Below are 24,001 nucleotides of genomic sequence, written 5' to 3'. Positions count from 1 at the left end.
ATGGAATTTGAACATACAGAACTGAGTCTGGGATTTGGGCTCAAAGTAACCGGAATTAATGTAAAGTCAATCGATCAGTCAGATGCTGAGTCCTTGATCAGGCTCGTGATAAATCATCAGGTAGTGGTTATTTCAGGGCAGCAATTAACACCTGAAGAACAGATTATCTTTTGCCGTAAATTAGGAGACATTTTTCCGCACCCGCTGAAAAAGAATACCTGCCCATGGCCGGAAATGACTTATGTGACTAACGTTCAGAAAAATGGTGAGGCGCAAGGGTATCCCGGCCCTGGGTTTCCTATCTGGCATTCCGATATGTGTTATGAAAAAGAGCCCCCACGGTTTACTACCTTTTATGCTGAGAAAGTTCCTGAGCAAGGTGGAAAGACGCTGTTCTGTAATACGCTGGCAGCCTGCGATGATTTACCCTTGGCACTTAAGGAAAAGCTGGAGGATAAGCAGGCTATTTTCGGTTTTTCTCAAAAACTGATGCAGCGCTGCCAGGAACGCGGTTTTATGTTAACTATTGAACCTGAAGATCAGCGACCTGATACTCTGCATTCTGTGTTGCGTCCACATCCAGAGACAGGGCGTAAATCAATTTATGTTAACTGGACTCACACAGACGCAATATCAGGTATGACGGAAGAAGAGAGCCAGTCTTGCCTGAGTACCGTTTATGCTCATTGTGAAAAGCCGGATTATATTTACGCGCATCAGTACAAGGAGGGGGACTTAGTGATATGGGATAATGGTTCGACATTACACACCGGAGACGGGGCAGTGCCGGCAGGTCAGGCACGTATTATGCGCAGAGTCGTCATCGTGTAATTTTACACCCCATTTAACTGATATACAGACGTCGTAATTGAGTGAGCCTCGTAAAAAGCCAGGCAGGGGAAGTCTCTTAATTTAAGAGATAGACTTAAGTATATGTCTAACACTGACCCTAATTCAGTGCCGTGTTGATGGTTGTTTAGCGGTAAGAGCTGCGTTCCATGGCAGCAGCACGGACACTTTGTTGCCGGATCACTCCAGCAGCACGCTCAGAAGATGGCGAAAATAGGTTTTCAGATCAATACCGTTCAGCCTGCGCGTTCCGAGCAGGCCATACAGCAATGCTCCAAGCTTACCACAGTGGTCGCAGTTGAGGATGATATAATTTTTCTTTCCCAGACATACTGTGCGTAACGCCGCTCAGATGCGTTGTTGTCAGGCTCTGTCTGGCCATCATCGAAGTAGTAACACAGCGTATCCTACTGGTTCAGTGGTATAAGTAAACGCTTCGCCCAGACAGGACCTTTTCGACAGCGTGGTGCTTTTTTCTATCAAGCACCCTTCGCGGTTTTCCTTCTTCCTCTCCTCAGCTTTGATGCGGCGGGCTTCTTTGCCAATGGCGTCATTCACCAGCCCGGAAATATTGACTCCGGCAGCACTCAGAACCTGATAATTGTCTTTGTCCACGGTAACGCTGACGCGGTGTTTCATGATAGTGATCCTCTTTTATGCACACTCTGAGTATATACTTCACATAGTTGTTCAGTAATTAGCCAAAATTCAACTCCAACCTCTTCAACTCCTCAAACGTATAAACCCGAAAAACATTACGGTGCTTCGTTTCCAGTGGGATATGTTGATGATCCACGATGACGTATTTCACGCTATTGAACAGCAGTTCGATAGCCCGTTTTTTCTGTGGATCGGGCACGATGTAGAAAACGTACATCCAATGCTGTTGAGTGCGGGCCAGCAAATGGTTGGTGATAATCGCCTGATAACGTGCCTTGGTTTTCAGATGGCGTTCAGTCTCAACGGCGATGACGGTTCCGTCTGGTAACGTTATCACCCCGGCCGGGCGATGATATACCTTATAGCGGCTACGGAATGTTGAATCAGCGCCGCTGATCCACCCATAAGCGCCTTTCTTCTCAAGAAGGAGCCGTGCTAGCTGACGATCAAGGCGCTGCATCAGCGTCCAGCCAGTGACTTTCGAGGGCTCAAACCGTGCAGGAAAACCATCCTCATGGGGTGTGACGACAACGGATAATCCGTCGTTGGTGATCCCCCACAGTGAGATTTTCTCCATCCTTGTGCAAAACGTCTGCTTTTGAATGAATCCCATGTCGATGGCCTTTGCCAGCAACAGATACAGCGGTTTGTGATTTTTATAATCAAAAAGCAGCATCAGCGTTTTAAAATCGCTGTAGGTTTCTTCTTTCAGAAAGGTGAGCAGAAGTCGCATTTTTTCGTGACTACGCGCCCGGCGTTCACGGTAATCAGAAATCAGCATGGTTCCTCCTTCGCATTTTACTGGGGTGTTCGCTCTTTCGGTTTTATCGCCTCATTGCATGAGGGAATACCTTCGCCCACTGGCATGAGTCGACGTCATGAGGCGATCTTGTGGGGATAAAGAGGTGACCGCGATGCGGTCATGTGCCGAAAAATATATTTCCCGGCACAGAACGGCGTGTGCCAGTTCATGCGGGCTGGACGCCCTTATTGCCTGGCACATGGGGGTAATGTCGCGGCTGCACGCCACGCCAAAACCCCCAACGTCAACGGCGGCACACCGTCGCGTGTTACGCGCGACTACCCCCTTTGAGACGCCGTTTTTAGCCCACTTTTTCTTTTGCCCGTTCCGGTCAGCGAAAAAATGGGAAAACGCCTTCAAAGTGGGTAGTCGCGCCTCGCTACCGGCTTGTGGCCGGAGACTTAGCCGCGACGGTGTGCGGGGCTGATGCCCCCCAAATAAACCGACGCGTGGGCGCGTCTTTTTGCTCGCTGGGGCGGCAAAATTTATTCGGCTCCCCCCGGCCTGCTCGGTTTCCCTTGGGGGAAACGCTCGCGGGTGGGTTCGGGCGACGCAAATTAGCAATTTCTGTGAAATTGAATTTACTCGCCTCACGCCACGGTTGAATGTCCGAGAGGCGCAGGCATTCAACCGCCTAACCCCGTCGCGTCCTGCGTCGTGCCTGAATGGCCTGTGAGTGCTGTAAATGTTGCGAACATAAAACGTGTTGGCATGTCTGCTCCCATGCTGGAATTAGCCAGTAGGGAAGGCTATCGGGAAAGGGCGGTGTTGCCTGCAAACAACTCAATATCGGATGGGAAGAATTATGGTTATTGAGCCACGAAAGCAAAAAAGCTCTGACCGTGAGTCATCCACGGCAGAGCTTTAATCAGGCAGAACATATTCAGATAGTTATCTGGCGGTGAGTGAGTGTGCGCGTTTGTGCATCGTGGTAAGGGCGGGGATGAGTAAACTGATTGCGGTTAACCCATGACCCAACTGGCACAAGCTTTCTGGCGTCGATTCACACACGTCATTATCAGCAAAGGTAATCAGCGCATCGCCAATGAAATTCAGGCAATGGCAAAGCCCGGCTTGTGTTTCGACGCAATACTCAGTGACCAGAGAGAGTTCATCATTGCTCATGTGTGAAAAGTCCAGACGAGCCAGAGCGGCACTCATGGCGGAGTAACGGTTCTCATAATCCGGCAGTGATTGATAAGACGAGCCCGTGTTACTATCGGTGTCAGCCATAGCATTAGTCCTCATAATGTTGTGGTCAGAAGCCCGGTTAGTGTTCCTAGCACTGCCGGGCTTCGCTCTTTACTGTTGCAAAACACCATGTAATTGCGGTGTAATTACAACTATACCATGCTATGGAATTTGTAATTACAATGTCAAGTGAAAAATCCAAAACAGACCAGTATCAAATTCGACTGTCCCACGAGTTTCGTGCGCAATTAGAAGAACAAGCCCATAAAGATGGCGACAAGACATTGGCTACGTGGATAAAGCGTGTTCTGCGTAAGGAACTCCAGGCTCGCGGTATTGAACCAAAAGGCTGAGCGGTGGTTAAAGTCAGTCGATGTAGCAAACCGAGACGTTTGGCAGAATGCTCGAATGATTTTATGACAACGCTCCTGACGGGTTTTCTATCACATAGAAACCCCGTCAGGAGCCAACAAGCGCAGCGCGTTAGCCAGCCGAATGACTCCGCGCATAAATATACGGTGCGACATATCCTTCACGGTTGACGTCCAGATAATCCGACCACCACTGCATCATTTCTATTCTGGCTTCCAGATGCTCCGCTTTATGCACGTAAGCCGCCCGCACGCCGTTGCGCTCTTTGTGGCTCATCTGCCCTCAATCGCATCCTTTGACCAGCGTCCGGACTCGTTCAGGGCGCTACAGGCCATGGTTCTGAAACCATGCCCGCAGATTTCGGTTTTGGTGTCATAGCCAATTACGCGCAGCGCCTTGTTGATGGTGTTTTCACTCATCGGCTTGTTCAGGGTATGTGCGCCGGGAAAAACGAAAACCGATTCGCCGGAAAGCGCCTGAATCTGTTTCAGCAGGGCGACAGCCTGCCGTGACAGCGGCACCAGATGTTCATCCTTCATTTTTGCGCCACGCTCTGAGAATCGCACGCCGTTTACCGCCTCGCGCTGGGCGGGTACGCTCCAGATATGCGCTTTCAGGTTAAATTCATCCCAGCGGGCAAAACGCAGTTCACTGGAGCGCAGAAACACATGTAGATTCAGCTCCAGCGCCAGACGGGTGAGCATCCGGCCTTTGTAGTTCTCTATCTTTTCCAGCAGTTCGGGCAGGCGTTTCAGCGGTAGGGCGGGATGATGTTGGGTTACAACCGGGGTCACGACGCCGTCCAAATCGTAAGCCGGATTATATTTGATTACGCCTTGCTGGACGGCGTGGCGCATGATTTTGGTCAGATGCTGGCGTACCCGTCCGGCGACGTCATGCACGCCTTTGTCGTCAATCGCCTTAACCAACTGTGCCAGATGACGGGTTTCAACCTGCGCGATATCCATCGCGCCAATGGTAGGGAAAACGTAGCGTTTCAGGCAGGTTAGGATTTTATCGGCGTGCGCGTCTGACCAGAGCTTGAGGCTGTTGGTGTGCCATGCCGTCGCGACATACTGAAAGGTGCGGAATTCATCAACGGCGGGGTTGTTCGTTTTGCGAAGCTGAGAAGGGCTGATGCCGGATGTCAGCAATTTACGCGCCGCATCACGCTTTTCACGGGCTTCTGCCAGCGTAGTCTGAGGATAGGGGCCAAAGGCCAGACGGCTTTCTTTACCGCCAAGGCGATAGCGGAAATACCATAGCATAGCGCCGCTGGCGGATACCGTGAGGTACAGGCCTTGCGAGTCGGTGAGCTTATAAGATTTTGCGAGAGGTCTCGCGGATCGGACTTTGCTGTCAGTTAACATATGAGGGTCACTCCCGTTCATCGAACTGAATGACCCGCAATCTGACCCACAAATTCCCCGATACGAAGGGATAAATCAAAACGCATCGGAAAAGATTTTCACGCCAACTTATTGAATCACAACAACATAGGGATTGATAAGGAAGCATAAAAAAGGAAAGGTGGTGCCCGGACTCGGAATCGAACCAAGGACACGAGGATTTTCAATCCTCGTGCTGAGATAGGCGCAAAAAAGCTGCACGTTCAACCGAGTGTGCAAAATGAAAATCTTACCCGTAATTTCGACAAAAGGCGGCGAAGGTAAGTCGACTCAAGCTGCTAATCTTGCAGGTTTTTTTGCTGATGCAGGGTTAAAGACTTTGCTTATTGATGGCGACTATTCGCAGCCTACTGCCAGTAGTATTTATGCACTGGAGCATGAGGCTCCGTTTGGATTGTTTGAGCTGTTAATGCAGACAACAGATCTAAACCAACCAGACAGCATAATTTCTCGAACAGTCATACCTAACCTCGATCTCATCATATCCAACGATCCTGATGATCGTCTCCCCACTGCTATGCTTCACGCCCCTGATGGGCGCATGCGTCTCAAGAACATCCTTCAACATCAAAGTTTTCAGAGCTACGACGTTATCATGATTGACTCGAAAGGCGCTGCCGGTGTGATGGTCGAACTCGTTGTTCTGGCAGCCACAGAAAATGTCGTTGGCGTGATTAAACCCATACTTCCTGATGTTCGGGAATTCATGCGCGGAACTGTTCGTCTAATGTCTCGGTTTGAATAGACCCTAGTTTCCTAGACTGTTCCGTGCCTCATGAACCAGGCACTTTCATAAACTGCAGGGGCTTGATCCTCACAGGCACTGTGGCGGCGTTTAGCATTATAAAACATCTCGACATAATCGAAGATATCCGCCTTCGCTTCTTCCCTATTTTTATAGATCCGTTTCTTTATGCGTTCCCGTTTTAGCAACTGGAAAAAGCTTTCTGCCACTGCGTTGTCATGGCAATTACCCCGACGACTCATGCTGCTTTTTAAATTGTGAGCTGTCATAAAATGCTGACATCTTTCGCTCGTATATTGAGAGCCCTGCTCTGAATGGATTAATACTTCTGCCGTTGGTTTACGTCGCCATACCGCCATCAATAATGCATCCATTACTAACTCAGCGGTCATTCGTCCGCCCATGCTCCAGCCGATAACCCTGCGTGAGAAGAGATCAAGAACAACAGCCAGATACAGCCAACCCTCATGCGTCCTTATATAAGTCATGTCACTCACCCAATGCGTATTTGGGGTTGGGACAACGAACTGGCGTTCAAGGTAATTTGGACTGGCAAAAGAAGGCTTTCCGCCACCGTAATAGCGTCGTTTTCGGTATCCAGTCTGAGATGCTAGTTCAGCGAGCCTCATCAGGCGCGCGATCCTGTTACGTCCGACGCATTCACCCAGATCTTTCATATCGAGCCAGATTTTTCGATAGCCGTAAACCGTACCGCTTTCAAGCCACAGTTGTTTAATCAAGCCTGTTTGCCGTTCATCTTGCCGGGTACGCAAAGATTTAGGCCGCTTTAGCCACTGGTAATAACCGCTGTGATGGAGGCCAAGAACCAGGCATAACCTGCGTACAGCATAAAAGGACGACATTTTTTTAATGAAGGCGTACTTCAGCCTGACGTTCTTGCAAAGTACGCGGCGGCCTTTTTTAAGATATCCCGCTCTTCAGTTACTCGCTTAAGTTCTTGCCTGAGGCGCTTTACTTCATGCTGAAGTGCATCGTCCTGCTTACGCTGCGGCTCGGGCTTCTGGTAGCGCTTAACCCATGCGTAAAGACTATTAGTGGATACACCAAGTCGAGAGGAGACCTCAGATACAGGGTACCCCTGCTCAGTGATCTGTTTTACGGCTTCAATTTTGAATTCTTCAGTGAACGTTTTGACTGACATAAACACTCCTTAATTAGGCCTCCATTATGAGGCAAAAAAGTGTCTACGAAACCCGGGTCTATTCAGTTTGCTACCGGCTTTCCCTTCGCTCTCAGCCATACGGCAATCAGACTGAACCGCATCGGTTCATTTCTGGTGAGGGACTTCATCACCAGAAATTGCACAGGAAGTAAGAACAGGAGAGCGACGGAAGTCCAGACAGCAACGATGATGGTTACACCCGTGACAGCCAGCAGGGGCACCATTGGCACCCCCCACAGCGCCGCCGGGCGTTTCATTGCCTTGAGCAGCTTTGCCATATGTTCAGCCTCTCAGCTCATCAGCAGAGCGCCGATTTCACTGCCTCCGCCAATTAAAATGCCGCCAATGATGATGTAGCCGCACTGTGACAGGCTCTCGCCTTTCCACAGGGTCTTGTAACCAATCCAGATCACGGCCACGGTGATCGTGATAGCCGCCAGACCATGCAGCCCGGTGGAGACTTTTTGCATGACAGTATTTGCCCGCTGAAATCCGTCGGCCAGTGCCGGGGTTGCAGAAAAAGTTGTCAGCGTACAGGCCGAAACGGGGCTGATCACAGCTTTTAGCTTGCGGAAAAGTATCATTATTCTTCCTCCTTACGGGGTGACAGGGAGAGGCTCCGGTGCACTGACGGTGCGGAGAAGGGCGCGATGAAGATTTTTTCCTGGCGGAGTTTCGCAGGGACGCCACGGACGACGACTCCGGGCCAGATCAGGTGGTGACGGGATGAGTCACCGGCAGGGGCGATTTTCAGAGGAGTGGAAACAGATGATTTGTCCTCACGGGTTCCGGGGACAGCATAGCGGGATGATCCCGGCGCATAACCGATTCGCTGGATATAGCTCGTTCCGGAAAAAGCCGTTTCAGGCTGTTGCCCGGTACTGAAATTGCCGGAGTAATAACAACTCAGCGCTCTTTTCAGCGTGCCGCCGCGCCGGTAGCAGTCACTGAGAATGCGTTCAAAGATGGACAGATTGGTACAGGGATCAAGCAGCTCTGTGGCGGACACACCATAATGGCGGAAATTGGTGCTGGTGATTTGCATCAGCCCGACAGAGTAACGGCGATCCTGTGCTGCCAGGCGGCGGAGAATATGCTCTGCATCTCCCCGACTGGCTGGCAGGTGAGAAATAATGTATTTATCGCGGGAAGAGGGTCCGGCCTTCGGGACAATCTCAGCGATGGCATAAGGGTTAAAACCGGATTCCACCCGTGCCACGTAGAGTGCAGTGGACGGATGAATACTGGCGGCGCACTGCATGGCTACCGCCAGAAAGGCTGTGGTGGAAAGCATGATGACCTCAGTAAACAGGTGGCATGCAGAGCCTGCTGACACTGCATGCTGTGGGATCAGAATTAAGGGGGGGGGGGACTACATGGTTTCGATGGAGCCTGTATCCTGTGGTGGGCTATTTTCCTCCCGGGGCTCCAGCAGGACCAGCTTGTCGGAAACGGCAATACCGGGCGTCAGGACAATATTCAGACCGGATTTACCATGGTGGGGAAAGGCGACTCCGACTTTTGTCCACCAGGTATTTTTCTCACCCTGAGAGTCCGGATGACTTTCCTGGGCAATATATGCGTAATAAACAGGCTTTCTCATAGTGTCCTCGTTTAATTAAAATTGTTGAAGATGATTTCTTCGATCACATTCCGATCCTGCATTCCGGTTTTAACGGGTCAGCGAGAACATTCAGCGGCACCCTGAATTGTGGTTATGTGACAGCCCGAACCTTATTTTTAAAGAGCAATACCTGAGGCAGGCGAATAAATGCCCATCAGGATAGTTATTAAGTAACGCTGTTTTCAGAATGGGGGATTGGGACTGTGTTATGAACAGTAAACTCAAAACGAAAATGAGAGAGTTAAATGGTGGAGTAATTCAGAGGGAAGAAGGACGAGGAAGGCATAGAATGAATGATGAAAATTTTATTTATTGATACAGATAAATACATATAAAGATGTGCAGGGAAATGATATCCCTGCACGTTATTTAATAATATTAACGTCTTCTGCGTTCAATTTTCTCCTGACATTCCGTACAGGTTGCGACACCCGGCAATGTTTGCCGCCGCGTTTCCGGAATGGGGTTGCCGCAGAAACGGCAGTGGAATAGCGAGGAAGTTTCACCCGGCCTGAAACGGCTTTGTTCAATCATCTTTTCCAGTTGTCGCTCATTAAATTCCTGATCGCGATCGATTTCATCCGGCATGTGGTGCCCTCCTGTGAGCAGCAGTTTCGTGCTCACACTGCGCAATACGCTTCCAGACAGTGTTGAGTGGCAGCCCTTCCGTCTGCGACAGCAGCGTTTCAGTGACCTGCATCATGGCTCTCAGCGCTTCCGGGGAGGCCAGATTTTCCACCCGGCACTTTTGCCATTGCTGCCAGATAGCCGAATCTGTCTGTTCGTCTGGTTCTGGCGTCCGGCCATAAGGCACGCTGACACCCAGCAACCGTCGGCGAAGACAGACTTCGTTGGAAGTGAGGCCAAAATACTGATTAAGCAGAGCTATCGAACCACCCAACCGGATCGCCCGGTTAATCTGTTGTTGCCGCTGGCATTCCTGGCGGGCTTGCGTCAGTAAATAATGCAAAACATCATGGCGGACACTGACGGAAATAAAGGGTGCCGTCGCTCGGCTGAGAATAAACAGCTCATCAAGCGATAGTTGACTGAGGGTATTAATTTCGTCGAAGGTAAATCCCAGAGATTCACAATGGCGAATATTATCCTCTTTCAGCGCGTGAAGGGCGTCTGTTAATACGGCGTAATTCAGGGACGGGATCATGATTCTGTACCTCTCTTAAATACTTTCAGCGGTTGGCTAATTTGAGGTTGATCCATTCATCAATTTCAGATTCGAGCCATGCCACACTGGCCGGGCCGATCTTTATTGAACGGGGAAAGGTGCCCTCTTTCATGTACAGATAAATTTGCGAACGTTTCAGTCCGGTTTTTTCTTCAACCTGTTTCAGACGTAAAAGCTGGTGTGATGTCATACTTTCCTCCAGTGCGGAAATAGGGTATGCACTGAGAAGATAAAAACACAGTGGGAGATGTGGAGGGAAGCTGGTAAGCCCGTATTACGGGTTACAGTATCCTTAATACGGGGCTTCATACCAGCAGAAAAATTATCGTGTGGTAACCAATGCGGGAGAACCGCGCTCAAGCGCGTTCTTTAACGTATCACCGCTTAGATGGTCAGTGATACCGTCAATGGATGCCCATTGTTCAAAAATAGCCAGCAGTTTATAGGGCTGCCTGATTAACGGGCTGATTACCTCATTATGTTTGCAGGCGAGCCAGAACAGGCGGGATAATGGCGTGGATATCCGCGTGGATGACGATAACTGGGGGGAGGATTTTGTGGGATTGTCGATTAATTTTTTCAGCTCCGTATGTCTGATGACAAAACAGGCGTCCTGCGGCAGGTCATGGATTGGAAAACATTTTTTACAAAAGTTCTGTACCATAAATTTCTGCAAGGCGCTCTGATACTCATCAGAAAACGTTTTTTTAGGAAGGCGCTTTATTTGCTGACATATCCTTTCGTGAATGGTGATCTTTTCAAACGTCTGAAATATATCTCCATCAAGTGTGACTGAGATTCCATAATTGAACTCGTCCATATCAACAGAAGGCAATTGAATATTCAGGGAACGGGCCAGTAAACGCTTTATTATTGTATACTCATACCCGGCCAAATTCGTGTCAATGATTTGTTCAGCAGGGTAGATATATCTACCCTCGGTACTGAAGATTAGATTTTTACTGCTTATTAAACTGTTTTTATTAAGAAGGCAGAGTTGGTTGATTAATGAATGACCTACTGGTCGTAGTGTTAGTTTATTATGTGATATTCTTATCTTGCGTAAAATAACGGGAGACTGGAAGTAAATGGAAAGATTTATGTTACCACATAAGGCGTGGCGATAGATATCGCTGGCTGTAAAATTTCTTTTTGTTATCTTGTCTGTTGTTTTAATTGCTTCCTGAATAGTCATCCAGTCTGCCACATTGCTTCTGTTGTTTGAAAAGAAGGCTTGTTTTTTCATGACGTGAACTCCTGACATATTTGTACTGATGTAAAGTAAAAATTCTCCACATGCCAATGTAAAACGAGCCCACAATGGGTAAAACTGACAGTCTTAAACGATCTAGCGATGCTAAGGAGTTAATCGTGGGAAATGTTATTCTTACTCGGCAAGGTATGTTCATCCGTGCATTGCCCGTCATTTTTGGTGCTCTCGTCAGACTTATACGGCGTTATACCGGCATGGAGGATTATTTGTCATCTTCGCGTTAAGCCTCCATAGTTCCACATCCGGGTAAGCCTGACCCGTTCAAGGTGTCTATCACCGAATAGATTCTTGTCGTGCAGCATTTGGTTTACTACGGAAAATTAACTAAAACCTTCATACCTTCTGGGATTGAGAATTTTTTATTATCCGGTGTCTTTCAGTTAAATCTGGTTTACCCCTGATTTTTAAGGCATACGTTAAGGTCAACTGACGTTAACCTGACAGGTTCAGCAACACCACGAACTAAAAATATTGATTTAGATCATAAAAGTATCATCGTTGGTTGGTAGATCTTCAATATACACCTACATTTTGTAAGTGATTATGATTTCGGGAGACGGGTTTATGAATTTTATTAATGTAATAAAGCCTACTCATCTATGCAATTTATCGTGTCGATATTGCTATAATGAGGATGAGAGAAAGCCAATTATGAGTATAAATACTCTCGAAAAAGTTATTAAGGAAACATTTACTTATGTGGAGATTGTAGGAGGTTTTACAGGAGTAGAATTTATATGGCATGGGGGGGAACCTTTCTTTGTAGGTCTTGATTTTTACCAAGAAGTCATTAAATTTCAAAAAAAATACTGCAATGGCATTAGTTATGTAAACACGATTCAAACCAATGGTACATTAATTAATAATAAGTGGATAGATTTTATAGATAAGCATGATTTTGCTATAAGTTTGTCTATTGATGGCGATAAAAATACACATGATGCTAACCGTGTTTATAAAAATGGAAAAGGTAGCTTCAGTAATGTAATGAAGGGGGCCAAAAAACTTAAGGAGGCAGGGATAACGTTTGGTAGTGTCTTGGTAGTAAGCAAAGCCAATAAAAACCAAGTTGAAGACCTTTATAAATTCTTTGTACAAGAAGAAATAGGCTTTAATATTATTCCATTAATAAAATCGGGTCGAGCCAATGATAATTACAAAGATTTAGGTTTAGATGCTGATGAATTTTCCGAACCATGGATAAAGGTATATGATTTATGGTTTGATGCTGGTGATGATGATTATATTCAGGTATCTGATTTCGTAAGGAAAACTCAAGCGATAATTGCTGGCCGTGCAGCCGATTGTATGGGTATGTCACAGTGTGGGAATGCAAACTGCACCACTGATCCTTTGGGATATATTTATCCATGCGCAAGTTTATCTGGTCATGATGACCTAATTTATGGAAACATAAATGAACAACCACTTTTAAATTTATTTAATTCTAAAATTGCATATGAATGGAGAAATAGACCAATAAATGACGATTGCACTGAATGCAAGTGGCAACATGTTTGTCACGGAGGATGCCAATCCAGATCATATAAATTTTACTCTGGAAATTATAGATTGAAAGATTATTATTGTCCTAGCTTGAAAAGGATGTATGAACATGTCGAACTGAGGTTACAGGAGAAAGGTATTCTCCCTTCTGCGCCATTTACAAATCATATGGATGATGGTTTGGGTGGAACTAAGGCGTATTTAAATGACTACTTAGATTTCCACAAATCAAAGAAAGGAATAATTATCCCTGTTAACCAAATAAGTTAAAATTAAGGATGCTATATGAACACTAATAAACGTAGTTCTGTATTAAGTAATGCATTATTGGATTGTGCTATGGTACAGAAAGATAGCAAAGTTAAAGATTTGGATCATATTGCGTTAGAGAAATTAATTAAACATGCGGCAGTTCCATCATGGAATTCAAACGTACATAAATATCGTTTCTAGTTAAATAGTAGAAGGTCACCACCTCCTAAGGAGGTGGTGACCTTGGAGAATGTCCCATCCATCTGGTAACAGACACAAATAGTCTCCTGTTAAACATCGTGCTGAGTCTCGGACAAGTCCACGAAATCCAGATCGCATTATGTCTTTTGGGTGGAATCGGTGTTCAGTGGCAGAACGGTAGCATGAAGCTTCTTGGTTTTCTTTAGGGCGTATACTTCGCAATACCCTGAACATGGAAAAACGGTTAGACTCCCGAAAATCTAAAAAATGTATTCATTCGGGCACATTCGGTTTGCCAATGACGCTTACCACCACAGCTACGTCTTGGAGATATGTTTGCCCAATAAAAAGAATACCGGCGTATTGCTATATGTTTCGACAAAATGGCGAGAAATTATTTGTCGATGGTGAAATAGGTTTCATTCGATTCTTTTACAAGAAGTTATGCAAGGTACCGTCTAATGACATTTTCAATAATAGGCCATTTCAAAGGGAACTCAGTCTGAGCAATCACCAAAAAGAAATAAATCACCGATCGTGCTGAGCGATGATGGTCATAGCAGCAATTTCGGATGAAAACAAGATATATCTGATTATTGTAGAGGATAAATGTATTCATCTCCCGATTGAGAGCCTCACAGGCGTCTTTCACCGAGTGGGTTAATCGATAATGATTCATCATAGTCGTTTTATAGTACCGAAGCATCTCGTCATTTTTTACTGTAAAGTAGACAGAAACTGCAAGCGCCCGAATAAATTACTTATAATTCAATTTGTTATATGTTTTGAAATTAAGTCATAAAGTGACTTGACAAAGGTTTTTATCGCTATACAATAAAAACTTAATGTTAAACAATAAACAATGGGCGTAAAATGAGTACTAAGATTATTAACCTAATGATCTTTATTACATATATCATAATGGCTACAGTGCTGATAATGAATATATATACTTGGTTTAATGATTTTTCTCCAAGTGGATTAGGGTTATTTCTTGCAGATAGAATTAGGGCAAATCCAGATTTATATAGTCTTGGATTTCAGCATTCAATTATAGGTGCTATTTTATCATCTATTCCTATTGTGTTCTTAATAAGAATTCTCCATAGCACAAATGTACTATATAGGAGCGTCATTGAAATGAAAATATTCAGCGCATCCAATGTGATACGTTTGAAAAAACTTTCTATTTTGATTCTATATTGGTCATTATCTGATATCGTAGTAGTGCCTATAACCTCATACATACTTACATATGGAAATCCACCAGGAGATAGACTCATTATGCTATCATTTTCTTGGGGGCAATTTCTAGGGTTATATTTAAGTGGGTTTATATATATATTATCCATTATAATTAAAAATGGATTCAATATAAAATTAGACTACGACAATATCATTTAGGTGGCAATATTGTTTATCAAAATCAATTTAGATTTAATGCTAACTAAGAAAAAAATCACATCTCGTTATTTAGCGGAAGAGATCGGTATCACGGAACAAAACTTATCTATACTAAAAAATGGGAAGGCGAAAGGAATAAGATTTAATACATTAGCAAAAATATGTAGGGTTTTAGAGTGTCAGCCTGGAGATATTCTTCAATACGAAGAATAACTCTACATAATCAACCGATAATCAAAGGTGATATCATGAGTACAAATGTAAAATATCTTTTAAGTGCTATAATTATATGTATCGCTCCTGCTATTACATATGCAAAAACGTCACAAACGCCGAGTCCAACAGAATTAAAACATGTCGGAATAATTAGTCAATGCGCAAAACTATTGCCTGAAAATGGTAGAACTTACTCTTTGAATTTAAATGTTACAATTGATGCATCAAAAAGTAAATTGAAACCAGAGGGGAGTATGTCAATAAGCGATAATACGAACAAAGAACTTAGTAATGCTGAGCAACATGAGGTCAAAGCATTTAAAGATTGTTTGATTGAAAATATTTTGTAACATTCATTGTGATTATTCCTGTCTCTTGCTATTACATTCTAATAGAAATGAGATGGGAATAATCATTATTCACTTTTTATGCTTCTATACTATACAACTACGTCACTGGTGCTAGTATGAACAAAGATAATAAAAGTAATTATAATGAACCCATGAAATGGAATGGTGACGCTCTTTTAATTAATACATTTAACTCATCTATTGTATATTATTTATTGGTTTTATTTTTATGTGTTGTTTTTTACTTATTATTCTTTTGTAACTTATCAAAAAAAATTGAACTAGAAGGTGAGATAATTAGTCACCCTAAAACAATAAATATATATGCCACTAATCAAGGAATTATAAAAAAAATTTTTTATCACCCAGGGGACTTAGTCAAGCAAGGTGAGCCATTACTATCTATTAATTCAAGTGCCGTTATAAAAGATGGGGAAGAAACATACTTACGTTCAAGGAATATACAAGAAAAAATAAGAATAGCAAATAAAATAATCGTTGACCAAAATAATCTTTCAGAAGAAAGAATACATTCGTTAGAACAACAAATAAACCAATACAACGAGTTACTTATAGACATAAATAAAATTGAAGTTGATATAAATAATGGTACTTATTTTTAAAAAAAATAAAGTTGAGTTTGATGGGTATTTAAAAAAAGGATTAATAACTAAAGAACAATTATTAAATCAGTCCTATAATTATTATCAGCAATATAACTTATATCAATCTGTGTTGTTGCAGAAAAATGAAATAAAAACAAAAATTATCGATTTGAGAAACAGAATACAAGAAATAAAAAGTGACAATTATAAATCAGATGGCTTAAAGAGAAGTGAAATATTAGACTTGCAAAACAAGCTAAATGAAATTAAAGTTGCAGAGGAGTTAATTATACCATCACCGATCTCTGGTATCATCGAGTCTGTAAATTTTTCTATTGATGAACAGATAAAGAATGGTAATATTCTCATGAAGGTTGCTCCTCAAAAAAAACAATATGAAATAATTTCTTGGGTACCTAATTATGTTATGCCGTATTTAAAAGTTAACGATGAAGTTGTTATTCGGTATGATGCTTTTCCTTATGAGCAATATGGACAATTTAACGGGAATGTATCATTTATATCTAATGTATCTGCGTCGCAAGAAGAAATTTCTCAATATAATCTATTGCCAGAGCAATATAGTGGTTCTTTAACGTTTTACAAAATAAAAATATCCAACATAAAACAAAATGTCAAATTGAAAAACAATAACTTTGAGTTAAAAAATAACATGATAGCTCATATCATAATACCATATGACTCAAGGCGTTTATATGATTGGATTTTCTCTCCTATATATAAAATAAATAATGCAATTAAAGGTGTGGATGATGAATAGTCATATTATTAGGCAATTGAAATTACAGTTCTTTAACAGCGTAGGGGTTTACTACAACGACTTAATTTCAAACAATAACATTACATCTTGTTTCGCCTTTCTTGGGCGGTATTTGAAAACTGAGCTTGGTGAATTTTCATGTAATGAAGCCCTGCTGCACACTGAAGAAAAAGGAAATCTAGATTTTCTGGCGAAAACTTCTAATCTAATTATCAGAAAAGTAAATTTTAAAGAAGAAAAAACAAAGCAAAAAACACCAGTTTTAGCAAAAAAAGCAAACGGGGAATTCATAGTAATACTAAAAACAACTAATAAATATTATCTTGTTTTTGATACGAAAAAAGGATTGATAAAAGAAAACATGCCCCTTGATCTCGTTGATGTATATGAGGTTTATAAAAAAACAGAATTCACTAAAAAAGGGGGGGGGATGAATGTCTGGACGCTTTTTTTTAAAATAGAAAATATAAAATCATTTTTTTCAAAACTAATTACATTATCTATATTAATAGAGATCATAAATCTTTTGCTACCAATCGGTACACAATTAATAATGGATAATGTAGTGATATCTAAAGACTCAAATTTGCTAGTGGTTATTTGCCTTGGACTTGCCGCATTTGTTATATTTAAAACCATAGCTAGTTTGATTCGCTCTTGGATATCTATTGTAATGACATCTCTTCTGGATATTCAATGGAAAAGTAGTTTTTTTTGGCACCTAATAAATCTACCTTTGTCATTCTTTAATGACAAAAAACTTGGTGATATTAGAGATAGATTTGATTCACTTAATTTTATAAAGGAAACGTATAGCGAGGTTTTAATTCGTGGTGTTATCGATTTGATAATGATTATATCACTTACAATAATGATGCTTTTCTATGGGGGCTGGCTTGTCGCTGTTGTTCTTGGATTTTCATTTTTTTATGCATTGTTGCGCGTGTTAACATATGATAAATACCAAAATCTAGAAAAAGAGAAAATAATCACCAATGCTCAAAGTAATTCTCATATTATGGAGACACTATATAGCCTCCTTACCATTAAATCATTAAGTATGGAGCAAATAAGAAATGACCGTTGGCTAAACCTCTTAGTTAAAAATAATAATGCCGAAATAAATATAGATAAGTTCAATATGTTATTTTTGGAAGTGAATTCCTTAATTGTCTCAGTGGAACAAGTGATTATCTTGTTTTTGTCCGCTTCTATGGTTATATCTCATGATATGAGTATAGGGATGTTTATTGCTTTTAACTCATATAGAGGAGTATTTGCTGATCGTTTCTCTAACATTGTCGATATTATGCTTAGATTTAAAATAGTTGATTTGCATGGCAGGCGAATCGCTGAAGTAGCTCTTCAAGAAAAAGACTTCCACGCATCTAATGAATTTTGTTATAGTGATATAAATTCCCACCCTCAAATTGAGCTTAAAAATGTATGTTATTCTTTCAACGAAAAAGAAAACGTTTTAAATAATGTTTCACTAAAAATAAATTATGGGGAAAATATAACAATTGTTGGTGACTCAGGAGTTGGCAAGTCAACTTTATTGAAAATAATGGCAGGCCTAATACAGCCTACAAAAGGAGATGTTTTTGTAAATGGCGTTTCAATTTACAGTTCTGGCTTAAAAGATTATAGAAAAATTATCGCTTGTGTTTTGCAGGAAGATAAACTCTTGTCCGGTACTGTTATCGACAATATTACATGTTTTGATGAACATGCAGATATGAGCTTTGTTATTAGCTGCACTAAAAGATGTAATATCCATGAGTTTATAACTGGTTTACCTAAGGGATATCTTACGGAAATAAGTGAGCTAGGTAATTCTTTATCGGGAGGGCAAAAGCAACGGATTATGATAGCCAGAGCTTTATATAAAAAACCACGGATACTTTTTTTAGATGAAGCGACGAGCCACTTAGATGATGAGAATGAAAAGATAATAAATATTTCTATTAGTGAATTAAATATTACTCGAGTAGTTATAGCGCACAGACAATCAACTATTAAATTCGCAAATAGAATTTTTCGACTGTAAAAATGGATGTATATGCCTTGTTAGCGGCATATAGAGGTGGCAACCAGTGTGCGTTTCTATTTAGATTAGTGACGCCGTGACGTTGCATGTGCTCACGCCTTCATAACAATAATCAAATCTACAGGAAACTGAATAATAGTATCCTGTACTTTAGAAGTTGCGAAAAATGCTGTGGCTCAGCAATACGTTCAGCGGACATGGCAGAAATATATCGTTAATTATTCTAACTCCGATTGTGCTGAATCTTCATTAAAAAATAGCAAATGCAATTAAAACGTTATGTAATGATAAATTTCATTAGTTAAAGATGTGTTCTGCAAAATTCCGGAGAAATGGCTGTCAGAATATGACTGTGAACGTTTGAATGAATCACTGAACAGCCCAATACCTGAAGAATACCGAATACAACTTCAACTGCCAGAATATCAGGAAGTGCGTGAAACTAAAATGAGTCTATTTACAATTTACTTAGCGATGACGGATGCTTTAAAAAATGGAATATGCCGATCCAGAATTGGCGGCTGGCAATAAGTTATTATATTATCTAGTTCGCTGACTGACAGCGCGGTCATCTTTAATACACATTAGCAGTTACACCGAATTATTTCGGGAGCTGTTTAAACAACATATCCGGCCCACGCTGTTTATGATAATACTTGGCACTTTCTGTCTTTTATTCGTCAGCGCTGTATTAACCATCTGGAATTGCCACTGTGTTTCGGTAAATCTTAAGTGATACCTGTTATCCTGGATATTCAGAGTCTAGTCCATTTAGACAACAAAAATTATTTTATTTATGCTGTCGTGCAAATATGTAAGGTGCAACATACCCTTCTATGCATTCATCGAGATAATCCGACCACCACTGCATCATTTCTATTCTCGCTTCCAGATGCTCCGCCTTATGCACGTAGGCAGCCCGCACGCTGTTGCGTTCTTTGTGGCTCATCTGCCGCTCAATGGCGTCTTTTGACCACAGACCTGATTCATTCAGGGCACTACAAGCCATTGTGCGGAAACCATGGCCACATACATCGGTTCTGGTGTTGTAGCCAATTACTCGCAGCGCCTTGTTGATGGTGTTCTCACTTATCGGCTTGTTCAGAGTATGTGCGCCCGGAAAAACGAAGACCGACTCACCGGAAATCGCCTGAATCTGTTTCAGCAGGGTGACCGCCTGCCGTGATAGCGGAACCAGATGTTCATCCTTCATCTTGGCACCGCGTTCTGAGAATCGCACGCCGTTTACGGCTTCGCGCTGGGCGGGCACACTCCAGATATGCGCTTTCAGGTTGAATTCATCCCAGCGGGCAAAACGTAGCTCACTGGAGCGCAGGAAAACATGCAGGCTTAATTCCAGCGCCAGACGGGTTAGTATCCGGCCTTTGTAGCTATCTATCTTCTCAAGCAGTTCAGGCAGGCGTTTTAGCGGCAGGGCAGGGTGATGTTGGGTCTTGACCGGGGTCACGACTCCATCCAGATCGTAAGCTGGATTATATTTGATTACTCCTTGCTGTACCGCGTGGCGCATGATTTTGGTCAGATGCTGACGCACCCGACCGGCGACGTCATGTACACCTTTATCGTCAATCGCCTTCACAAGCTGCGCCAAGTGGCGGGTTTCAACCTGAGCGATATCCATTGCGCCAATGGTGGGGAAAACGTAGCGTTTCAGGCAGGTGAGAATTTTATCGGCGTGGGTTTCAGACCAGAGTTTAAGGTTGCTGGATTGCCATGTTGTCGCGACATACTGAAATGTGCGGGATTCATCAACGGTATTGTTATGTGTCTTGCGACGCTGATAGGGTCTGATACCAGACGCCAGTAGCTTCCGCGCTGCATCGCGCTTTTCACGGGCTTCCGCCAGCGTAGTCTGAGGGTAAGGGCCAAAGGCCAGACGACTTTCTTTACCGTTGAGGCGATAGCGGAAATACCATAGCTTAGCGCCACTGGTCGATACCGATAGGTACAGGCCTTGCGAGTCGGTGAGTTTGTATGATTTTGCGAGAGGTTTTGCTGAGCGGATTTTGCTGTCAGTTAACATGTATGGTCACTCCAGTTGTCGAACTGAATGACCCGCAATCTGACCCACAAATTCCCCGATACGAAGGGATAAATCAAAACGCATCGGAAAAGATTTTTACGCCAACTTATTGAATCACAACAACATAGGGATTGATAAGGAAGCATAAAAAAGGAAAGGTGGTGCCCGGACTCGGAATCGAACCAAGGACACGAGGATTTTCAATCCTCTGCTCTACCGACTGAGCTATCCGGGCAACGGGGCGCATTAAACCGTATTGGCCGCGTGGCGTCAACGGGTTTCTGTCACAAAGCGGAGCGCCTGCGCTATTTTCAGGCAATTGTATTATTTGCTAGCCGATTCCTGGCGATCCTTTCAGCACGCTTATACCCGTCATACTTCAAGTTGCATGTGCGTTGGCTTCGCTCAGTCACCCGAATCACTTACCTGAGTAAGCTCATCGGGACTCCTTTCCTTGCCGCATTACGAGACTCATAAATGAGCCTCGCCCTTACGGGCCAACGCGTTGCGTTGTTCAAAACGCTAACGTTTTGTCCTGAAACTCGAATTATTTAGGGTATAGCGTGGTAATGTTTCTTCCCGATGCGCGCGGCATGTTTCGTTGCACTTTTTACCGTCTTGAGTGCGGGCTGGATTGTTGAATTTGATGAAGAATAATGCCACTATTGCGCGGTTTTTAACGTCTCGTTCACCTGAACGCCCCTTTAAGCGTAGTTAGCGTTAGCTAAAGAGGATCGCCGATATGTCAGATTCATTGCTCATGGTGCAGCCTGCTTGCGCCAGTTCGTTGATGACGTCGCTGCGCGTTTCTTCTTCTCACCACTGCGCGATTTACTTTTCTCCCCGTCGATTATCCTCCTTCACCATGCGGTGAGGCGTTCGTTCGCTCGCTGTTAGGCATGAGTAAAAATAGAGTCCGCCTCTGCTTTTACTGATGTCTATCGGATGGTGCTGGCTCCAGTTTTTCCATTCTTAGCCTACAGTTTACCTGTAGGGATCATACGCTTGTCGTTATTGATTGGCATTGTGATTGGTCGGGATTGTTATCCCTGAACGGTGTCTTCCAGGCACGTACACTTACCTTTAACCGTTTGGGTTTGGTTACATGAAACAGTTAAAAATTGCGGCGAATGCAGCGGTTGCCACCCGTTTAATCACAACGCGCGAGATTGTCGCGTTGAGTCAGACTGACTTCACTGATGTGGCGGCGGTCGTGGTTTCTATTGAGGAAGCCCGCAGCGGTATTCTGTCGATATTGCAGCACACCGGTTTTAGTATTCCGGCGTTTGTCGAAGAGCCTGATGAAGATAAAGAGTTAGATGTGCTGCCTGCGGGTAGCGAATGGCTGATTCTCGATGATGAAGGTGAGCATGCGAACATGCTGGAGCGTGCGGCGAAAGCCTATCAGGATGCGATATTGCCGCCGTTTTTCGATACGCTGACCAAGTACGTCAACATGAAAAACACGACGTTTGCCTGCCCGGGGCATCAGGGCGGTCAGTTCTTCCGCAAGCATCCGGCGGGGCGTCAGTTTTTTGAGTTTTACGGTGAGAACGTTTTTCGTTCGGACATTTGTAACGCGGACGTCAAACTGGGCGATTTGCTGATCCATGAAGGGGCAGCGAAGAAGGCGCAGAAGCACGCTGCACGCGTGTTTAACGCCGATAAAACCTATTTCGTGTTGAACGGCACCTCCTCTGCGAACAAAGTGGTGACGAACGCGCTGCTGGCGCGTGGCGATCTGGTGCTGTTTGACCGCAACAACCATAAATCCAACCATCACGGTGCGCTGATTCAGGCGGGTGCGACGCCAGTCTATCTGGAAACCGTACGCAATCCGTTCGGCTTTATCGGCGGCGTGGATGCGCACTGTTTTGACGAAGCCTATCTGCGCAAGCTGATTGCGGAAGTTGCACCGGAACGTGCCAACGAGGCGCGCCCGTTCCGTCTGGCCGTCATCCAGCTCGGCACCTATGACGGCACGATTTATAACGCGCGTCAGGTGGTCGATAGCATCGGGCATCTGTGCGACTACATTCTGTTTGACTCCGCCTGGGTCGGCTACGAGCAGTTTATCCCGATGATGGAGCAGTGCTCGCCGCTGTTGCTGGATCTGAATGAGAACGATCCGGGGATTTTCGTGACTCAGTCGGTACATAAGCAGCAGGCCGGTTTCTCCCAGACTTCGCAGATCCACAAGAAAGATACCCACATCAAAGGCCAGCGTCGTTTCTGCAACCATAAGCAGCTGAATAACGCCTTTATGCTGCATGCTTCGACCAGCCCGTTTTATCCGCTGTTTGCTGCCCTAGACGTCAATGCCAAAATGCATGAAGGGGCAAGCGGGCGTCGTATGTGGATGGACTGCGTGAAGCTGGGCATTGAGGCGCGTAAGCAGTTGCTGACGCGTTGTTCGCTCATCAAACCGTTCGTACCCGTGACGGTAGGCGGCGCGCTCTGGCAGGATCACGATACAGAGACGATCGCGCAGGACGTGCGCTTCTTCAATTTTGAGCCGGGCGAGAAATGGCATGCGTTCGAAGGGTACGCCGAGGATCAGTATTTTATCGATCCTTGCAAGTTACTGCTGACGACGCCGGGCATTGATGCGACTAGCGGCGATTATACCGAATTTGGTATTCCGGCGACGATCCTTGCTAACTATCTGCGCGAGCACGGCATTATCCCTGAAAAATGCGACATGAACTCAATCCTGTTCCTGCTAACGCCAGCGGAAGACGCTGCCAAAATGCAGGAGCTGGTGAATGCGCTGGTGCATTTCGAGACGCTGATCGCCCGCGATGCGCCGCTGAGTGAAGTGCTGCCTAGCCTGTACCAGAAATACAAAGAGCGTTATCGCGGCTACCGACTGCGTCGGCTGTGTCAGGAAATGCATGATTTTTACGCGCAGCACAACGTGAAAGATCTGCAAAAAGCGATGTTCCGCAAAACCGAGTTTCCGTCCGTGGTGATGTTGCCACAGGATGCTAACAGGGAATTTGTGCGCGGGAATATCGAGCTGATTCCTATCGACGAAGCGGAAGGCCGTATCGCGGCAGAAGGGGCATTGCCGTATCCGCCGGGCGTACTGTGTGTCGTGCCGGGGGAAACCTGGGGCGGGGCGGTACAGCGCTATTTTCTGGCGTTGGAAGCGGGTATTAACCTGTTACCGGGCTTCTCTCCGGAATTGCAGGGCGTTTACAGCGTTGCGGAAGAAGATGGCAGCAAGCGTCTGTACGGTTACGTGGTAGAACAGTAATTGCCTTTCTCTTCAGCTCATGAAACTCAGGCTCGGAAA

Annotated in this window: 23 protein-coding genes, 1 tRNA gene and 4 pseudogenes; 13 read left to right on the top strand and 15 right to left on the bottom strand. The window is 44.2% G+C overall.

Annotated elements, in window-relative coordinates:
- Complete coding sequence (locus tag LOZ86_RS17355; RefSeq protein WP_039483789.1) at positions 1–831, top strand: TauD/TfdA dioxygenase family protein; 831 nt, start codon at positions 1–3, stop codon at positions 829–831.
- 198 nt (positions 832–1,029) lie between these two features.
- Here LOZ86_RS17355 and LOZ86_RS17350 read toward each other — a convergent pair.
- The 3 genes and pseudogenes from LOZ86_RS17350 to LOZ86_RS17340 all read right to left on the bottom strand — a co-directional run bounded on the left by LOZ86_RS17350 (position 1,030) and on the right by LOZ86_RS17340 (position 3,544).
- A pseudogene (locus LOZ86_RS17350) lies at positions 1,030–1,488 on the bottom strand (type II toxin-antitoxin system CcdA family antitoxin).
- A gap of 58 nt (positions 1,489–1,546) precedes the next feature.
- Positions 1,547–2,290: a MobC family replication-relaxation protein gene (gene mobC, locus LOZ86_RS17345; RefSeq protein WP_039483795.1), complete on the bottom strand. Its 744-nt coding sequence runs from the start codon at positions 2,288–2,290 to the stop codon at positions 1,547–1,549.
- A gap of 912 nt (positions 2,291–3,202) precedes the next feature.
- Positions 3,203–3,544, bottom strand: a complete 342-nt coding sequence (locus LOZ86_RS17340) for a hypothetical protein (protein WP_039483796.1) — start codon at positions 3,542–3,544, stop codon at positions 3,203–3,205.
- Positions 3,545–3,684: 140 nt separating this feature from the next.
- On the opposite strand from LOZ86_RS17340, the gene LOZ86_RS17335 reads away from it, so the two are divergent.
- Positions 3,685–3,855 carry a hypothetical protein gene (locus LOZ86_RS17335; protein ID WP_181892603.1) on the top strand — a complete coding sequence of 57 codons (171 nt, stop codon included), beginning with the start codon at positions 3,685–3,687 and terminating at the stop codon, positions 3,853–3,855.
- A gap of 130 nt (positions 3,856–3,985) precedes the next feature.
- Here LOZ86_RS17335 and LOZ86_RS17330 read toward each other — a convergent pair.
- Positions 3,986–5,244, bottom strand: a pseudogene (locus LOZ86_RS17330) (tyrosine-type recombinase/integrase).
- Between the two features lie 259 nt (positions 5,245–5,503).
- Between LOZ86_RS17330 and LOZ86_RS17325 the strand changes: the two are divergent.
- Positions 5,504–6,019, top strand: a pseudogene (locus tag LOZ86_RS17325) (ParA family protein); the annotation flags it as partial.
- A gap of 20 nt (positions 6,020–6,039) precedes the next feature.
- Here the strand turns inward: LOZ86_RS17325 and LOZ86_RS17320 are convergent.
- The 9 genes and pseudogenes from LOZ86_RS17320 to LOZ86_RS17280 all read right to left on the bottom strand — a co-directional run bounded on the left by LOZ86_RS17320 (position 6,040) and on the right by LOZ86_RS17280 (position 11,267).
- A protein-coding gene (locus LOZ86_RS17320) for an IS3 family transposase (protein WP_106389060.1) occupies positions 6,040–7,190 on the bottom strand; the annotation gives its coding sequence in 2 pieces (ribosomal slippage) (positions 6,040–6,956 and positions 6,956–7,190; 1,152 coding nt in all).
- Between the two features lie 65 nt (positions 7,191–7,255).
- A pseudogene (locus tag LOZ86_RS17315) lies at positions 7,256–7,489 on the bottom strand (VirB3 family type IV secretion system protein); the annotation flags it as partial.
- A 12-nt stretch (positions 7,490–7,501) separates the two neighbouring features.
- Positions 7,502–7,795 (bottom strand): TrbC/VirB2 family protein, encoded by a 294-nt coding sequence (locus LOZ86_RS17310; protein WP_111778458.1) that lies wholly within the window; start codon positions 7,793–7,795, stop codon positions 7,502–7,504.
- The gene (locus tag LOZ86_RS17305) at positions 7,795–8,505 is read right to left on the bottom strand and encodes a lytic transglycosylase domain-containing protein (protein ID WP_146754364.1); all 711 of its coding nucleotides are present in this window, start codon (positions 8,503–8,505) and stop codon (positions 7,795–7,797) included. The genes LOZ86_RS17310 and LOZ86_RS17305 overlap by 1 nt, the downstream gene beginning before the upstream one ends.
- 78 nt (positions 8,506–8,583) lie before the next feature.
- Positions 8,584–8,814, bottom strand: a complete 231-nt coding sequence (locus LOZ86_RS17300; protein ID WP_111778457.1) for a hypothetical protein — start codon at positions 8,812–8,814, stop codon at positions 8,584–8,586.
- Between the two features lie 399 nt (positions 8,815–9,213).
- Positions 9,214–9,423: a TraR/DksA family transcriptional regulator gene (locus tag LOZ86_RS17295; protein ID WP_111778456.1), complete on the bottom strand. Its 210-nt coding sequence runs from the start codon at positions 9,421–9,423 to the stop codon at positions 9,214–9,216.
- Complete coding sequence (locus LOZ86_RS17290; RefSeq protein WP_181892555.1) at positions 9,413–10,000, bottom strand: DUF2857 domain-containing protein; 588 nt, start codon at positions 9,998–10,000, stop codon at positions 9,413–9,415. Before LOZ86_RS17290 ends, LOZ86_RS17295 begins: the two co-directional genes overlap by 11 nt.
- 25 nt (positions 10,001–10,025) lie before the next feature.
- On the bottom strand, positions 10,026–10,211 hold the full coding sequence (locus LOZ86_RS17285; protein ID WP_111778454.1) for an AlpA family transcriptional regulator: 186 nt from the start codon (positions 10,209–10,211) through the stop codon (positions 10,026–10,028).
- 132 nt (positions 10,212–10,343) lie between these two features.
- Entirely contained in the window at positions 10,344–11,267 is a 924-nt protein-coding gene (locus LOZ86_RS17280; protein ID WP_111778453.1) for a hypothetical protein, read from the bottom strand.
- Between the two features lie 570 nt (positions 11,268–11,837).
- On the opposite strand from LOZ86_RS17280, the gene dynA reads away from it, so the two are divergent.
- The 8 genes from dynA to LOZ86_RS17240 all read left to right on the top strand — a co-directional run bounded on the left by dynA (position 11,838) and on the right by LOZ86_RS17240 (position 18,659).
- Positions 11,838–13,070 (top strand): dynobactin maturation radical SAM/SPASM protein DynA, encoded by a 1,233-nt coding sequence (gene dynA, locus LOZ86_RS17275; protein WP_111778452.1) that lies wholly within the window; start codon positions 11,838–11,840, stop codon positions 13,068–13,070.
- Between the two features lie 15 nt (positions 13,071–13,085).
- Positions 13,086–13,253: a dynobactin A family peptide antibiotic gene (gene dynB, locus LOZ86_RS17270; protein ID WP_161546621.1), complete on the top strand. Its 168-nt coding sequence runs from the start codon at positions 13,086–13,088 to the stop codon at positions 13,251–13,253.
- 873 nt (positions 13,254–14,126) lie between these two features.
- Positions 14,127–14,657, top strand: a complete 531-nt coding sequence (locus LOZ86_RS21575; RefSeq protein ID WP_111778451.1) for a DUF2975 domain-containing protein — start codon at positions 14,127–14,129, stop codon at positions 14,655–14,657.
- Between the two features lie 36 nt (positions 14,658–14,693).
- Positions 14,694–14,870 (top strand): helix-turn-helix domain-containing protein, encoded by a 177-nt coding sequence (locus tag LOZ86_RS17260; protein ID WP_392391503.1) that lies wholly within the window; start codon positions 14,694–14,696, stop codon positions 14,868–14,870.
- Between the two features lie 35 nt (positions 14,871–14,905).
- Positions 14,906–15,223 carry a hypothetical protein gene (locus LOZ86_RS17255; protein WP_111778449.1) on the top strand — a complete coding sequence of 106 codons (318 nt, stop codon included), beginning with the start codon at positions 14,906–14,908 and terminating at the stop codon, positions 15,221–15,223.
- Between the two features lie 116 nt (positions 15,224–15,339).
- Positions 15,340–15,846 (top strand): HlyD family secretion protein, encoded by a 507-nt coding sequence (locus LOZ86_RS17250; RefSeq protein WP_230242501.1) that lies wholly within the window; start codon positions 15,340–15,342, stop codon positions 15,844–15,846.
- Positions 15,830–16,609: an HlyD family secretion protein gene (locus LOZ86_RS17245; protein WP_230242500.1), complete on the top strand. Its 780-nt coding sequence runs from the start codon at positions 15,830–15,832 to the stop codon at positions 16,607–16,609. Before LOZ86_RS17250 ends, LOZ86_RS17245 begins: the two co-directional genes overlap by 17 nt.
- Positions 16,599–18,659, top strand: coding sequence for a peptidase domain-containing ABC transporter (locus LOZ86_RS17240; RefSeq protein WP_181892557.1), 2,061 nt, complete (start codon positions 16,599–16,601; stop codon positions 18,657–18,659). The genes LOZ86_RS17245 and LOZ86_RS17240 overlap by 11 nt, the downstream gene beginning before the upstream one ends.
- Before the next feature lie 790 nt (positions 18,660–19,449).
- Here the strand turns inward: LOZ86_RS17240 and LOZ86_RS17235 are convergent.
- Positions 19,450–20,703 carry a tyrosine-type recombinase/integrase gene (locus LOZ86_RS17235; RefSeq protein ID WP_111778446.1) on the bottom strand — a complete coding sequence of 418 codons (1,254 nt, stop codon included), beginning with the start codon at positions 20,701–20,703 and terminating at the stop codon, positions 19,450–19,452.
- 159 nt (positions 20,704–20,862) lie between these two features.
- Positions 20,863–20,938: transfer RNA gene (locus LOZ86_RS17230), tRNA-Phe, on the bottom strand.
- Between the two features lie 507 nt (positions 20,939–21,445).
- Here LOZ86_RS17230 and LOZ86_RS21365 point away from each other — a divergent pair.
- Together LOZ86_RS21365 and LOZ86_RS17225 are read left to right on the top strand one after the other, a co-directional pair.
- The gene (locus LOZ86_RS21365; RefSeq protein ID WP_258210277.1) at positions 21,446–21,577 is read left to right on the top strand and encodes a hypothetical protein; all 132 of its coding nucleotides are present in this window, start codon (positions 21,446–21,448) and stop codon (positions 21,575–21,577) included.
- A 231-nt stretch (positions 21,578–21,808) separates the two neighbouring features.
- Complete coding sequence (locus LOZ86_RS17225; protein WP_039483798.1) at positions 21,809–23,962, top strand: ornithine decarboxylase; 2,154 nt, start codon at positions 21,809–21,811, stop codon at positions 23,960–23,962.
- Positions 23,963–24,001: the final 39 nt, after the last annotated feature.

Source organism: Pectobacterium parvum (assembly GCF_020971565.1).
GTDB lineage: Bacteria > Pseudomonadota > Gammaproteobacteria > Enterobacterales > Enterobacteriaceae > Pectobacterium > Pectobacterium polare.
The sequence above is the reverse complement of the archived record's forward strand: the minus strand, read 5'-3'. Positions and strand labels throughout refer to the sequence as shown.